The organism is Candidatus Brocadiaceae bacterium, from assembly GCA_012728835.1.
Classification (GTDB): Bacteria; Planctomycetota; Brocadiia; order SM23-32; family SM23-32; genus JAAYEJ01.
In genome coordinates this window covers 1-13,769 of the sequence record JAAYEJ010000033.1, presented here as the reverse complement: position 1 = coordinate 13,769, position 13,769 = coordinate 1, and the positions used below count along the sequence as shown (strand labels likewise).

Here is a 13,769-nt window from a genome sequence, read left to right as displayed (position 1 = left end):
TGGCTGGTCGAGTAGAAGACGACCGAGGGGTGGTTCCCGGCCGCGCGCGCGTAGAACTCCGCGTGCCGCGCGTAGCCATTGGCATCGTCGGCGTCCCAGTCGTAGTGGCCGAAATGCGGCTGGCTGAAAGACACGAGCATGCCGGCGTCGTCGGCGGCCCTCAGTTCCTCCTCGAAGGCCAGGTGCGAGCCGGGCGTGCAGCCGTAGTTGTGCGTGTAGACGAAGTTGATGCCGAAGCTCCGGAAGCGCTGCAGGGTCTCCCTGACCGCGTCGTAGGTCGCCCAGGCGGCGCCGATCTGGGCGTTGTCGATCGGCTCGCCGGACAGGTAGATGCGCGTGCCGTTCAGGTAGAAGTCCCGGCCCTCGATCCAGAATTCCCGGAAGCCGAAGCGCTCCGGCAGCGCGGCGTCCAGCACGTTCCCCTTCGCGTCGAGCAGGGAGAGCTGCACGTCATACTGGTTCTCCGGCGTGTGCGTGTCCCATAGCTTGTCGGGCTTCCAGGGCTTCGCGAACGAGGCGCGACCGTCTTTCAGGGCGCTCTTGCGGAACGGCTCGCTCGTGAACTCCGCCACCGTCTGCACGCCGTCCATGACGCGGGCGTGGAGCCGGTAGCGCGCGCGGGGATTCAGGTCCTCCAGCGTGGCGCCGAACGTGATGCGCCACTTGCGCACGGACGTGTCCACCTTGGTGTGCCGGATGCGGGCGCCGGCCGGTTCGCCGACGAGGTAGACGTCGCCGCAGAGGCCGCGCCGTCCCACCGAGCCCTTGACCTCGCGCGAGGAGGCGCTGTCGCTGTAGGAGAGCATGACGCCCTTGAGCGGCAGGGCCAGCACGTGGATGCTCAAACGGTGCGTCTTGCCGGCGCGGCAGGCGTTCGTCAGGTCGATCTCTCCCCACGGGAAGCGGATCTCGCCGACTTCTTTGCCGTCGATGAAGACGGTGGCGAACGAGTTGACGTATCCCGCCCGCAGCACGATGCGGCGTCCGTCCCAGTCTGCCGGAACGCCGATCTCGCGCTGATACCAGGCGGCCTTCAGCTCCGGCAGGCTCAGGGTCCGCCAGGCCGGGTGGGCGTGGACGGTCTGGCAGTCCTTCTGCATGTAGTTCGTGATGCCGGGCCAGCAGCCGGGCACCTTGAAGAAGCCCCAGGCGCCGGCCGGCACGGCGTCGGGCGCGTCGCCCGCCGGCTGCCAGCGCCACAGCCCGTTGATGCAGACCCGCTCGCGTGTCGGGGTGGCCTCGCGGTGGGCCTTGTCCAGATCCCAGACGGCCCTGACGCCCTTCGGCAGTTCCATGTGCGGATTCCTTCCCTGGCGGACATTCGGCGGTGAACGGCACTGCGGGGAGTGTACTTCTGCCGCGCACCCCGGTCAACCACAGTGCCCGGAGAGGAAGGGCAGACGAAGGCACCGCAGAGGACGCTGAGGACGCGGAGGACGGACAACGACGGCACGGCGCGGTGGACGGACGGCACGGCCGGTGCCGCCGGGGCGCTTCGGCCCGTGGCCCGCGTGCCTGAGGGACCGGCGGCTCCTACCCCTCGCCCGTAATGGCGGGGATGCGGCGCAGGGGCAGGGCGATGTCGTCTCCCTCGGCGCCGGGACGGGCCGGCCAGCGAGTGCTGAACGGCCCGCTGCCGCCGCCCGGCCGGCCGTCCGGACCAGCGGAGAAGAAAACCACCTCTCCCCCCTCGGCCACTCTCTGCAGGAGGTCCGGCGAGAAGGGATCGCGCAGCGGGACCGGTGACTGTTCCTCAAGGGTGCCGATGCCGTCCGACGGCTGACCGGTCGTGTGTTCGTGCAGGCGCGCCGTCAGCCCCGCCGCCAGCAGGCGCAGGCGGGCGGCGTTCGCCCGATGGGCCGTGACGGCGTCCGCCACCGGGCCGACGGCCTCTGACTCGGCCTGCAGGCGCCACACGTCCGACCGGTTCTGGACCCGGCGTCCGGTCAGACGGCCGGCGATCTGGTCGAGAGCGTTGTCCATCACGCGATCCAGGTATGCGGAACGGCCGTACTGCGCGTGCAGCCGTGCCGCCGGCATGCCGTCCAGGTCGGCGCAGAAGCGTTCGATCACGTCGTCGACCGCCCGGACGATGGCGGCCGGCGGGACCGCGAGCGACACCAGGTAGAGGGGGACGCTCTCCGCGCTCCGCTTCCTGTGGGCGCCGACGGCCGACGTCGCGGCGTGGACGCGCGCGAGCGCCGCCCAGAACGAGGCTGCACGTTCACGTCGATCCTCCCATCCGGCGAGCAGCTCGAGGGCGTCGCGCGCCGTCGCTGCATCGAGGGCGCGTGCCGACAGAAGGCGCTCGAAGGCGGCCAGCACAATCTCCTCATCCGCCGCGAAATCCGGCATCAGGCTGCGGTTGGGGAGTTCGGATAGTGCCAGGCTGTGTGCGTCGTCCAGCAGGGCGAGGGCCTCGCTGGCCGGAGCGTCCGGCACGAGGGCGGCCGCACAGAGCACCGCGGTCAGACTGAGCAGACGGGGCCTCACGGTCGTGGCGGCCTCCGCGTCGAGCGCGATCGGCACCGAGCCGTCCAGGCGCGCCAGGGCCGCGCGCGCCTCCTGCAGCTCCGCGCGACCCTCGGCCAGGGCCTCCGTGAGTTCCCGCGACGGCCCGCACGGCCATCCCTGGCGCAAGGAAAGCGGAACCCGCAAGCCGCCGCCCATCTGGCAGAGGGGCGCCTTCCGCGCCGCGTCTGCGAGTGCGCCGACCGCCCGGCGTCCGGCGACGGCGTGGGTCCTGCCGAACTCGGCGATGGCCCGGTCGATCAGTGAGTCGGCAGCCCTGTTGGCCAGCACGCGGGCCGTCAGGGCCGCTCCTAAGGCGATCAGCAGCACAACCACTGCGAGGCCGGTCGCACTCCTGAGCAGGCAGCGTCGGATGCCGCCGATCCCTCGGAGGGCTAGGAGCGCGCCCAAAGCGGGCAACGCGCTCAGCACGGCCAGCAGACGCGCCTCTTCCCGCGTCAGGTTCTCGAACTCGCCGGGGAACCCGACCGCGATCGCGGTGCAGAGCGCGGCGACGGCGCCCAGCACGAGCAAGGCGTCGCTCACGAGCCACCGGCCGACGGCATCGGCCGGCCGCTCGCGGGCCTGTGCGCGCCCACCCATCAGTGCCCCGACGAGGCCGGCGGCCGACAGTGTGGCCAGCAGGATGCCGCCGACCACGGAGGACGGCAGTTCCACCGCGCAGAAATGCACGCCCAACGCGATCAGGAAGCCGTCCAGTCCGACGCCCAGCCCCACGGGCCACAACCGGCCGCTTCGTCCGCAGCAGGCCCAGAAGGCGCCGACGCCGACCGAGATGACCCAGAGCGCCCCGGCCGCCCAGGGGAGGGCGCGAGCCGGCACGAACCCCAAGGGGGTGAGCGCCAGGATCGCGACGGCGGCAGCAGCCAACAGGCAGGCGTGGACTCCGAACACGATGGACAGGCCGGTGCCGGCCATCCAGGCGGCGGCAGGGCCGCTCTCTCTACACTCGAGTTCGGCGGCGGCTGCGTCCGGGTTCTCATCAGGCATCGGGCACCTCGAACTTCAGGACAATGTCGTCCGGCACCGAATCGGGCAGGCCTTCGTCATCGAGACGTCTGTTCTCCGCATTGCGCTCGCTGTTGCTGAAGAAGCCGTCGCCCCCGGCATCCTCGCCGTCCACACCGACCGAGTACATCACCAGTGCGTTCTCGGCGTGGAGGAGTCCCAGCGGTCGGCCCGTGAATGGATCCTCCGGGGCGGCCTGGAGATACTTCGGCACAAGGTCTTGCCACGTCCGGGGGAGCCGGCGCTCGGCGTCCCACATGCGGGCGGCGGCCACCCAGCCCCGCAGGAGTTCACGCTTCGCAGCCGAACCCAGACTGCATTCGAGCGGGTACGCGCGATACCCAATCGCGAGGTCCACCAGGATGTCTTCCAGCGTGCCGAGAGGATTGCCCTTCCGTCCTGCCGGCCCGGGGAGGAGCAGCGTGAACCGGTGGCGGTGCTTGCGGAAGACGTGCGCGGGCGGTAGCGACCGAAGGTCCCTGCAGAATGCGTCGAGGCGCTCGCCGACCACTGAACTCATGTGCTCCATGTCAAAGATCCGCAGGACCAGGAATCCGCCAATCCGCCCGTTCAGGTCCATGGCGTACATGTCGTGCAGGGCGTGGGCCGCCTCGATTCGGGCAAGCAGGCAGCGAGTCTCAGGATCGACGCGGCACACGTCTTCCCATCGTCCCAGAAGCTCCGCGGCTTGCTCAAGGTCGCCCCGCCGTGGCCTTTGCGCCAGGAGGATGTCGCGGAGGGCTTCCAGTGCAGCCGACTCCTGGGCCGCTGAGCTCAGCGCATCCCAGTGCGTCCTCTTGCGCAGTGGCGCCGCGATCCGCACGGCCGCATCCAGACAGGCCAGAGAGTCGCCCATCTCGACGTCCGCCCGGCAAGCCTCCAGCCGCAGCGCTCGTGCCGCCGTCCGCGCCTCGTCGGTGGCGGAGTCATCGGCAATCCCGGCTCCGTTCCCGTCATCGACATACGCAAGGGGGTAGTCGATCGGTTTCGCGCTTGCCTGCCTCAGCATCGAGAGGGCTTCCGCCACAGCGTCCGCGTAGTCGCGCCAGTCCGGATACGCCTCCGGTTCCCAGACGCCGGACGGCAGATCCGTATCGGGTGTCTGGACGTCCCGCATGTTGTGGACCGCCAGGGAGACCTGTTCGGCGCCGTTGTCCTCATCGGGAATCCCGTCCCGCTGCCGCATCTGGGCTACCAGGCCCTGCATGACGGACGGATCGGGTCGGTTGTCCAGGTCGCTCTCGATGAACCCACCCACGAAGCAGCCGATGAGCGCAAGGCACGTCCAGCCGGCGGGGCTTCTGAGCAGGCACTTCTTCAGGCCGCCTCGGTTGTGCAGGAGCAGGAGTGCCCAAGCGGGAAGCAGGAGCAGCGCTGCGCCGACGAGCCAGACCTGCCAGCGCGCGAACGGCTTGAAGCTCCCGTCGTAGAGGCCGGCTATGAGGAACGTGCAGGATGCTACCAGACCCCCGAGGAGAAGGAGGGCATAGGCGACGGCGACGCCGATGGAACGGGACGGCAGCACCGGCTGGCCGTCCTTTCGTCTGCCTTGCAGAAGCGATCCGAGGATGGGCAGGACCAGCGTGGTGGCCCAGCCGGACCACTCCCAGCCGGTGGCTGCGGTGTCGGCGGCGGTCCGGCCCTCCAACAGCAGCGCGAACGGGGCGGCCATCCCGATCGACAGGAGGGCCACCGATATGGACAACAAGAGCCCGACCAGTGTCTTTCCCCGTTCCACGCGGGAGGCGGCGGCGTACCCGGCAACCAGCAGCGCCACGCCGACCAGGAGATGGCTGCCGATCGGGATGCCGTACCTCCAGGCGAGCGAACCAACCGCCGGATGGACAAACAGGCCCACGATGACGGCGACGGCGAGCAGGAATGCGCCCTCAACAACGGCCAGCCCGAATGTCCCATACCCAGCCAGAATCGCGCGCGTCCGATTCGCCTGCCCCGCCGTCTCCATCTGCTGCCCCTCTCGGCCTCGGTGCACGATGCCCGTCCGCTCGCCGCCGCCCGCAACTCCACCCCGGCCGGCGTGTGGCCGGCACTCCCTGCAATGTAGCGTTCCCCCCCCCGGAGGTCAAGCGGGGTATGTCCCGGGACGGTCGTTTGGCTACAATGGCGGCAGTGGCGGCAACATGGGCTTGCAGCGGAGCACCTCGTGGACGCATCGGCGTGGCCGGCGGCGGCAGTGGCACTCCTCGGCGGCGCCGCCGTCATGCTGAACCTTGGGAACCGGCTGTTCGGCTCCTACCGGCGCACGGCCCGGGGGGCGGCGTGGCGCATAGCGCTCGTCGTGGTGGCGGCGGGCGTGTTCGCGCTGCCGCTGCTCATGCTGCTGGCGGATCTGCCGGGCGCCGATCTGTGGGCATGGATCGCCGCGGCCGTCGGCGTGGCGGCCGTGATGCATCGCTGGCAGGCGCGAACGCGGTCCCTGGCGGGCACGACCGGGCCGTGGCGCCACGCCTCACCGAGCCGCACCTGCGGCCCTTCGGTCACGATGCCGCCGGCGGACCAGCGGCGCGTGTGCGCGACGTAGCTGCTCGGGTAGACGAGGACCGTGTACAGGCCGGGGTAATAATCTGTCTTGCGGTGGAGCAGCAGAAAGCAGGCCTGCGCGGCGATGGTGACCCTGATCTCGTCTGTGATCTCCAGTCCGCCACAGCCCTCGAACTCCTTCTCGGCGAGGAAGACCTGTATGTGCCCGCGCAGTTCACGCTGATCGTCCGGCGACAGCTCCCCGTACAGCGGCACGCTCGACTCGAGGATGCGCAGCCATTCCTCGGGGAACGGCTCCTCCGGGAGCCGGGCCCGCCGGCGGTCTTTCGAGAATCCGAGCATGGCAGCGCATCCGCGTTCGTTGCACGTCGACTCACACAGGATACGCCAATCTCGCGCCGGATTCCGCGTGCGGTGCGGCGTTGCACTTGAATCTCGCCGAGTACGACGCCATACTCCCCGACCTGTGAATGCAGGCGGGTAACCGCTCTGCGCGCCCTGTCTTCCGTGCCGTCCATCCCCGATCTGCCGGACTTCCCCCATGCCCCGCTTGCTCGACTACATCGCCACACTCGGCCGCACGCCCGTCATGCCCCTGGTCGGCTACCCGGCGGCTGCGCTCACGCACACGAGCATCAAGCTGAACGAGTTCAACTGGGGCGTCCATGCCTGGAGCCTCCAGACGCTGTATCGCAAGGTGCAGCCGGACGCCGTGTTCACGCTCATGGACCTGGCAGTGGAGGCCAGCGGGGTCGGGCTGCAGGTTCGGTTCCCGCTCCACGAAAGCCCGAGCATAGAGATTCACCCGGTCGAGACGCCGGCCGACCTGGACCAGTTCAAGGCGGTCGACATCCTCAAGGACGGACGAGCCGACGCGTTTATCAAGACGGTGCAGGAACTCGGGCAACTGCTGCCGAACGGCGTTCTGCGCGGCGCCTATGTGACCGCTCCGTTCACGCTGGCGGCGCTGCTGTGCGGCGCGAACAACATCGCGATGAACGTCATCCTCGAGCCCGGGCTCGTGCTGCGGACCGTCGAACTGGCCACGAGCGTGGTCACGCGCTACGCGCTGGCGCTCGAACAGGCGGGCGCGGACCTCATCATGCTCCTGGACCCGACGGCGCTGATCCTGGGGCCGGGGCGGTTCCAGGAGTTCGCCGGGCGGTTCGTGTCGATCCTGGCCGCCGCGCTGCAGGACGCCGCACCGATCTACCATATGTGCGGGGACACGACGGCGTTCCTGGACGAGTTCGCGACGCTCGGGTGCGCGGCCCTGAGCCTGGACAGCGCGGTGGACTTCGCGGCGGCCGCGGGGCGCCTGCCGGACGACGTCGTGCTGATGGGCAACATCAGCCCCGTCGGCGTGGTGCGGAACATGGACCCCGAGGGCGTCCGCCGCCAGGTGCTCGCCCTGCGCGAGTCGATGTCCGGCCACGGGAACTTCATCCTCGCCACGGGCTGCGACGTGCCCGGCGATGCGCCGTTCGAGAACATCGAGGCCTTCATGGCCGCCGCCCGGGAGTGAGCGCGCGCGGGCGCACACGGACCGCCGCGGTGTCGTGCGGATGTCGTGGCGCCCGGCGCGGAGCAAGGGGTATAATCCGCGCGCTTTCGCCGGCGCGTCGGTGCCGGCCGAGGATGCCGCCACATGGACCCCATCGTGCTCTTGGTATTCGCCTTCGTCTACCTCGGCATGATCGTGGGGCGCGTGCACGGCCTGGCGCTGGACCGCACCGGGATTGCACTGCTGGGGGCGATCGCCCTCCTGGCCACGGGGCGCGTGGGCCTGCACGCGGCGTGGCAGTCGGTCGATGATTCGACGATTGCGCTGCTGATGGGGCTGATGGTCGTGTCGGCGCAGTTTCGTCTGGGGGGCTTCTACACCCGGGTGGCGCATGGGCTGGCCGGCCTGACTGCGAGCCCGCCGGTGGTGCTGGGGCTGCTGATCGGGGCGGCGGGCGTGCTGTCGGCCCTGCTGGCGAACGATATCGTCTGCCTGGCTGTGACGCCGGTGCTGGTGGAGGGCTGCGCGCGCCGGGGGCTGAACCCCGTGCCCTACCTCCTGGGGCTGGCCTGCGCGGCGAACATCGGGTCGGCGGCGACGCTCATCGGCAACCCGCAGAACATGCTCATCGGCCAGATGCTCGGGCTGCACTTCACGACCTACTTGCTGCAGGGAGGTGTGCCGGCCGTGCTCGGCCTCGGCGTGGCCTGGGCCATCGTCTGCGGGCTCTACCGCGGCCGCTGGCATGTGGAGACGCCGGTACCGGAGGTGCACGCGGCGGCCTTCGACGCCTGGCAGACGGCCAAGGGCGGGGTTGTGCTGGGCGGTGTGGTGGTCGTGTTCCTCCTGACCTCCTGGCCTCGCGACGTGGTGGCGCTGACGGCCGCCGGCGTGCTGCTCACCAGCCGCCGCATGGCGTCACGGCCGATGCTGGCGGCCGTCGACTGGCACCTGCTGGTGCTGTTCGCGGGGCTGTTCGTCGTCAACCGCGCGGTGCAGGAGTGCTCGCTGCTTGAGTCGGCGGCGGGGTGGCTGTCCGCCGGCGGTATCGACGTGCACCGGCCCGGCTGGCTCTTCATCGTCACGGCCGTGCTGTCGAACCTGGTCTCCAATGTCCCGGCCACGATGCTCCTGCTGCCGTTCGCGACGCATCCTCTGGCCGGCCCCGTGCTGGCGCTCTCCAGCACGCTGGCGGGGAACCTGTTCATCGTGGGCAGCATCGCCAACATCATCGTTGTCGAACAGGCGGCCGCGCTGGGCGTCCGCATCACCTGGGCGGAGCACGCGCGCGTGGGCGTGCCGGTGACGCTGGCAACCCTTTCCGGAGCCGCCTTGTGGCTGTGGGTGCTGTGCGCAGCCGGTGCGTGAGCCGTTCGGCAGGGGGGCGGCCCGTAGCGCCGGCGTGACACCCGGTCCGTGAGCGCCCCGGCGCGGCAGGCCGCGCGCGGCCACCCGCCCGCGCGGAGAAGATGTCATGCACGGCGGCATCTGCACGGGGTTGCAGGAGGACGGTGTTCGTGGTAGTTTGTGGTCGTTGACATGCCCCTGCCCCTTACCTTTTTGTGGAGGCGGAACCATGCAAACGGCCAGGGTGGTTCTGGCAGTCCTGTTCGCCGTCTCGGCACTGACGGGCATGAGCTACGCGGAGACCCACACGGCCGCCAGCCCGGCCTATGCGGACGTGAAGGCGGCGATCGACGCCGCCGGCCCGGGGGACACGGTCGTCGTCCCCGCCGGAACGGCCACGTGGGATGCCTGTCTGTCGATTACGAAGGGCGTGGTCCTCCGGGGCGCCGGGGTTGGCGAGACCGTCATCACCGGCAACGTCGACGACCGGCTGGGCGGCGTCATCCGGTACTGGCCGGCGGCGCCGGACCTGAACGAGCCGTTCCGGATCACGGGGTTCACGCTCGACGGCGGGGGGAAGTCGAACGTTGTCTACCTGGCCAACCGCACCGCGCATGCCATCGACAAGGTGCGGATCGATCACAACAAGCTCGTCAACCCCGGCGGGCCGGGCCGGGTGGTGTACGTCAGCGGGACGGTGCACGGCGTCATCGACAACAACGTGATCGACGGCGGTACCTCCGCCGGCGTCTACGGCGCCAACGAGACGTCCTGGGCGAACCTCCCGCTCGAGTTCGGGACGGCGGCCAGCCTGTACTTCGAAGACAACGTCATCACGGGCCCGACCTTCGGCGTCAGCTCAGGGCAGGGCGGCCGGTACGTGATGCGCTACAACGCCTTCTCCGGGGCGACCTCCAACCGCTGGCCGGTCTTCGGCATGCCGGGCAACCAGCCGAAGCTGTTCGGCACCATGCAGGCCGAAGTCTACGGCAACCGCGTCGACATGGGCACGTTCGGCGGGCTGTTCGTCAGCCAGGGCGGCGGGCAGGCGCTTGTGTTCGGCAACAAGGTCATCTCCGGTCCCCTGACCTGCGCCATCACGGAGGAGCACGACGACGCCATCGACGGCGCCACGTACGTGCAGCACGTCACGAACTCGTATTACTGGCAGAACATGCGGAGCGGGACGGAACTCCTGCCCGCTCAGCACCGGGTGTACGGCTCCGGCACGGCGACCGGCGGGGGAGAGGACTTCCTGGAGGACTCGCGAGAGCGGCTGCCGGTCTCCGACGACGGACGCTACGGCGTCATTATCGACGCCGGCACGGGCGCCGGGCAGGCCCGCCAGGTGGTCTCCTCCGCCAAGACACGCCTGACCGTTGCACCGAAATGGGACACGGTTCCCGACTCCACCTCGCAGTACCGCGTCGTGAGGGACCCGCGCAATCAGGTGGTGGAGAACCGGGAGTTCTTCAACCAGAACGACGCGTTCGACGGCACGGCCGGCATCGGCTGCGGTCCGCTCTCGGAGCGCCCCGCCACCGGCGCGCCGGGCGTAGCCTACTGGGCGACCGATCAGGACTGCACGACCGTGAGCGACGCCAACGTGGGCGCTCACCCGACCGTCCCGATCCAGGGCACCCTGTACAAGTGCACCGAGCCGGACACCTGGACGGAGTTCTACACGCCGCATGCATATCCGCACCCGTTGCGCGGCTCGGGCCCGGTGGCGGATGCGCCGGCGGCGGCTCAGCCCGGCCCGCAAGACTGAGCGAGACACTGCTTGACTTGCGGCTGCGCTCGCCGTTGAATGGACGCACAGAGAGGGTCTTCCGCGCTGCCAGGCACATGGGCAACAAGGGCGGTCGACTCGGCGCGGATCGGGCAGATCCAGCGCCGCGTTCTGTCCGTTGCCGGCCCGGACAGGATCATCCGATTCGGCTCTGCAGCGGCGGGCCGGATGGCCGGCGAGGGCGACGTTGACCTCCTGGCCGTTGAGCGCGCAGCGGAAGACGAACGCCGCTCGTCTCCCAACTGAAGGGCACGACGATGTCCAGATTCACCTGGAAGAGCAGTCCCGCTGTGAAACGCTATGAAGGCAATCCCATCCTGACGGCGAAGGATGCACCGTTCCCGTCGGACATGACCTACAACGCCGGCGTCGTCAAGTGGGGCGGCCGCTACGTGATGCTGTTCCGCAACCTGCACTGGGTCGACCGCTACAAGAAGTACGACCAGAGCACGAGGTTGGCCCACAGCGACGACGGCATCCATTGGACGGTACAGGAGGACTTCGCGTTCAAGCCCGAAGGCACGACGATGCCGGAGGACCCGCGCATGACTGTCCTGGAAGGGCGCGTCTGGATCACCTTCGCGGACAACACGCCCCAGGGCTTGCGCGGGGGCATCGCCGTCACCGACGACTTCGAGAACTTCGAGCTGCTCACGCTGACCGCGCCGGACAACCGGAACATGATCGTCTTCCCCGAACGCATCGGCGGCAGGATCGCGCGCCTGGAGCGCCCCTTCCCCGTCTACGGGCGCCGCGAGCCCGAGGCGTTCGAGACCTGGTACTCCGAGTCGCCCGACGGCCGGTTCTGGGGCAACACCCGCCTGGTGCTGAAGTACGACGATGTCCCGTTCTGCAACCGCAAGAACGGGCCCGCCGGCCAGCCGATCAAGACGGACAAGGGCTGGCTGACGATCTTCCACGCGACGCACTTCGATCCGGACACCGTCTATCCGACCTGGCGCGACGAGAACTGGCACAAGCTCTACTGCGCCGGCATCATGCTGCTGGACCTGGAGGAGCCCTGGCGGATCGTCGGCCTCTCTAAGGATCCGCTCATGGTGCCCGAGGCGCCGTACGACTACGAGACGGACGGCTACCGGAGCTTCACAATCTTCGTCACCGCGACGCTCCTGGAAGACGACGGCACCGTGCGCATCTACTACGGCGCCTGCGACACCGTCATGGCCATGGCGACCGCGAAGCTCGAAGACCTGATCGGCCTGTGCACGCCGGTGTGACGGGGGGCGTGCCGCGTCTGTCGGCGGCCGCCCTCAGGACGTGCGCCGTCACGGCGCGGATTGAGGCACGGAGTCTTGGGCCGGGCCCTCGCGAATGCGCGTGTGCCCGGGCGTGTGCACGCGTCCCGCCGCTTGCCGCCGCCGACGGCACTGCGTATGCTGTCCGACTCCTGTTCCGGTGAGATCGGGAGCTTCGACGACATGAGCATCCGAGTGATGACCTGCAATGTGCGGTGCCGGGGCGACTGGGACCGCGAGAACCACTGGGACCTGCGCAGGGAGGCGTGCGCCGAGGTGATGCGGAGCCGCCGGCCCGACGTGATCTGCTGCCAGGAGGTGCGGCCCGAACAGTACGTGGACCTGCGGGAGGCGCTGCCGGAGTTCGATACCTACGCTCTGCCTGAACGGCCGGGCTCGCGCGACGGCGTCAACGCGCTGTTCTGGCGCCGTGACCGCTTCGAACTTGCCTGCGGCAGCGGCTATTGGCTCTCGGAGACGCCGCACGTGCCCGGCAGCAAGTCCTGGGACAGCAAGTACATCCGTCTTGCGAACTGGGTGCGCCTGGTGGAGCGGGCGACGAAGCGTGAGCTGCGCGTGGTCAGTACGCACCTCGACAACGTCGGCCAGACCGCGCGCGAGCGGCAGGCAAGCCTGGTCAACGAGGACGCCGCCGCCTATCCGGCCGACTACCCGCAGGTGCTGGCCGGCGACATGAATGCGTCCGCGACGAACCCGGCCATCGAGACCTACCGACGTGCGGGCTGGCGGGACGCATGCGACGGCTTCTCCGAAGCCGGCCCCGGGCATCGCACCTACCACGCCTTTGGCGCAAACCCGCCGGACTGGCCCGAGCGGATCGACTGGATCTTCGTACGCGGGCCGCTCAGGTCGACGGAGGCGCAGATCGTGCGCGACACCCCCGGCGGCCGCTACCCGAGCGACCACTACTTCGTGCTGGTTGAACTCGACTGGGCAGATTGAACGGGCCAAGTGAGGATCGAAAAATGGGCGCCATTCCCGATTATGTCATCGAGGTATTTCGAGACGGTGACGCATTGCCCGAAGAAGCCGAGGCGCTTTTTGCCGTCCAACTGGCGCACTCCCGCAGCGTATCTCAGTCTGCCGCGGGAGCGCCGGATGAATGGAGTCTCGCCCTCGTCTGCGCCGTGGGCGGGAATCAGCACGTGCTCGGCGGGGTATATCTGGACATCGGCCCTATCGGCGGCAAAGGACCGCTTGCGGCCAGGAGGCTGGCCTATCTGGAGCGCACGCTGGTGCGGCCTGAGTACAGGTGCGGGGGAGTAGCAACGGAAACACTGCGCCACGCCATTCGAATCGCGGGCGAGTCGGGGTGCGAGTACATCCGGTGCAGCAACAACTGGGATAATGCGGCGGAGACGGCGTTGTTCCGAAGGTGCGGCTTCGCCCTGGTCGACCTCGATGGCGAGTCGGACGAAGAGCCGTGTTACCTGGCGGTGAGACCACTGCAGAACCTGCAGATATAGCAGCAAGGAAATCGATACCGCATGAAGCCGATCGATGAACGCCTGCAACTCGTCTTCCTTGGCTCGAGCGGCTGCATTCCGGTGCCGGCCTTCTTCTGCAGTTGTCCGAACTGCACTGCCGCCCGCAGTGATCCGGCCCTGCGGCGCACCCGCGCCAGTCTGCTCGTTCAGGGCAAGGAGAGCGTGCTGATCGATGCCTCGCCGGACCTGGCCTCGCAGCTCGAGCGCGAGCGCATCGAACGCCTGGACCGCATCTTCATCACCCACTGGCACACCGACCACGTCGCCGGACTGCCGGAGCTGGCCGAGCCGTCGGCGCTATGCAGATGGCCTCCCCTTGA

Annotated in this window: 11 protein-coding genes; 7 read left to right on the top strand and 4 right to left on the bottom strand. The window is 69.2% G+C overall.

The features are described 5' to 3' along the window. The 4 genes from GXY85_05300 to GXY85_05285 all read right to left on the bottom strand — a co-directional run. The coding region (locus GXY85_05300; GenBank protein NLW50246.1) for a hypothetical protein at positions 1-1,295 on the bottom strand (1,295 nt) is incomplete at its 3' end. 238 nt (positions 1,296-1,533) lie between these two features. Then, a complete protein-coding gene (locus tag GXY85_05295; protein NLW50245.1) occupies positions 1,534-3,522 on the bottom strand; it encodes a hypothetical protein in 1,989 nt (662 codons plus the stop codon). Beyond that, positions 3,515-5,533: a hypothetical protein gene (locus GXY85_05290; protein ID NLW50244.1), complete on the bottom strand. Its 2,019-nt coding sequence runs from the start codon at positions 5,531-5,533 to the stop codon at positions 3,515-3,517. Before GXY85_05290 ends, GXY85_05295 begins: the two co-directional genes overlap by 8 nt. A 260-nt stretch (positions 5,534-5,793) precedes the next feature. Beyond that, the gene (locus GXY85_05285) at positions 5,794-6,384 is read right to left on the bottom strand and encodes a zinc-dependent peptidase (protein ID NLW50243.1); all 591 of its coding nucleotides are present in this window, start codon (positions 6,382-6,384) and stop codon (positions 5,794-5,796) included. 199 nt (positions 6,385-6,583) lie between these two features. On the opposite strand from GXY85_05285, the gene GXY85_05280 reads away from it, so the two are divergent. The 7 genes from GXY85_05280 to GXY85_05250 form a co-directional block, all read left to right on the top strand. Next, positions 6,584-7,567, top strand: coding sequence for a hypothetical protein (locus GXY85_05280; protein NLW50242.1), 984 nt, complete (start codon positions 6,584-6,586; stop codon positions 7,565-7,567). Positions 7,568-7,690: 123 nt separating this feature from the next. Next, positions 7,691-8,914 (top strand): anion transporter, encoded by a 1,224-nt coding sequence (locus GXY85_05275; GenBank protein NLW50241.1) that lies wholly within the window; start codon positions 7,691-7,693, stop codon positions 8,912-8,914. Between the two features lie 208 nt (positions 8,915-9,122). Further along, a complete protein-coding gene (locus GXY85_05270) occupies positions 9,123-10,664 on the top strand; it encodes a hypothetical protein (GenBank protein NLW50240.1) in 1,542 nt (513 codons plus the stop codon). 278 nt (positions 10,665-10,942) lie between these two features. Beyond that, a complete protein-coding gene (locus GXY85_05265; protein NLW50239.1) occupies positions 10,943-11,923 on the top strand; it encodes a glycosidase in 981 nt (326 codons plus the stop codon). 201 nt (positions 11,924-12,124) lie between these two features. Continuing rightward, on the top strand, positions 12,125-12,904 hold the full coding sequence (locus tag GXY85_05260; protein NLW50238.1) for an endonuclease/exonuclease/phosphatase family protein: 780 nt from the start codon (positions 12,125-12,127) through the stop codon (positions 12,902-12,904). Positions 12,905-12,978: 74 nt separating this feature from the next. Further along, positions 12,979-13,428 (top strand): GNAT family N-acetyltransferase, encoded by a 450-nt coding sequence (locus GXY85_05255; GenBank protein ID NLW50237.1) that lies wholly within the window; start codon positions 12,979-12,981, stop codon positions 13,426-13,428. Between the two features lie 21 nt (positions 13,429-13,449). Then, the coding region (locus tag GXY85_05250; GenBank protein ID NLW50236.1) for an MBL fold metallo-hydrolase at positions 13,450-13,769 on the top strand (320 nt) is incomplete at its 3' end.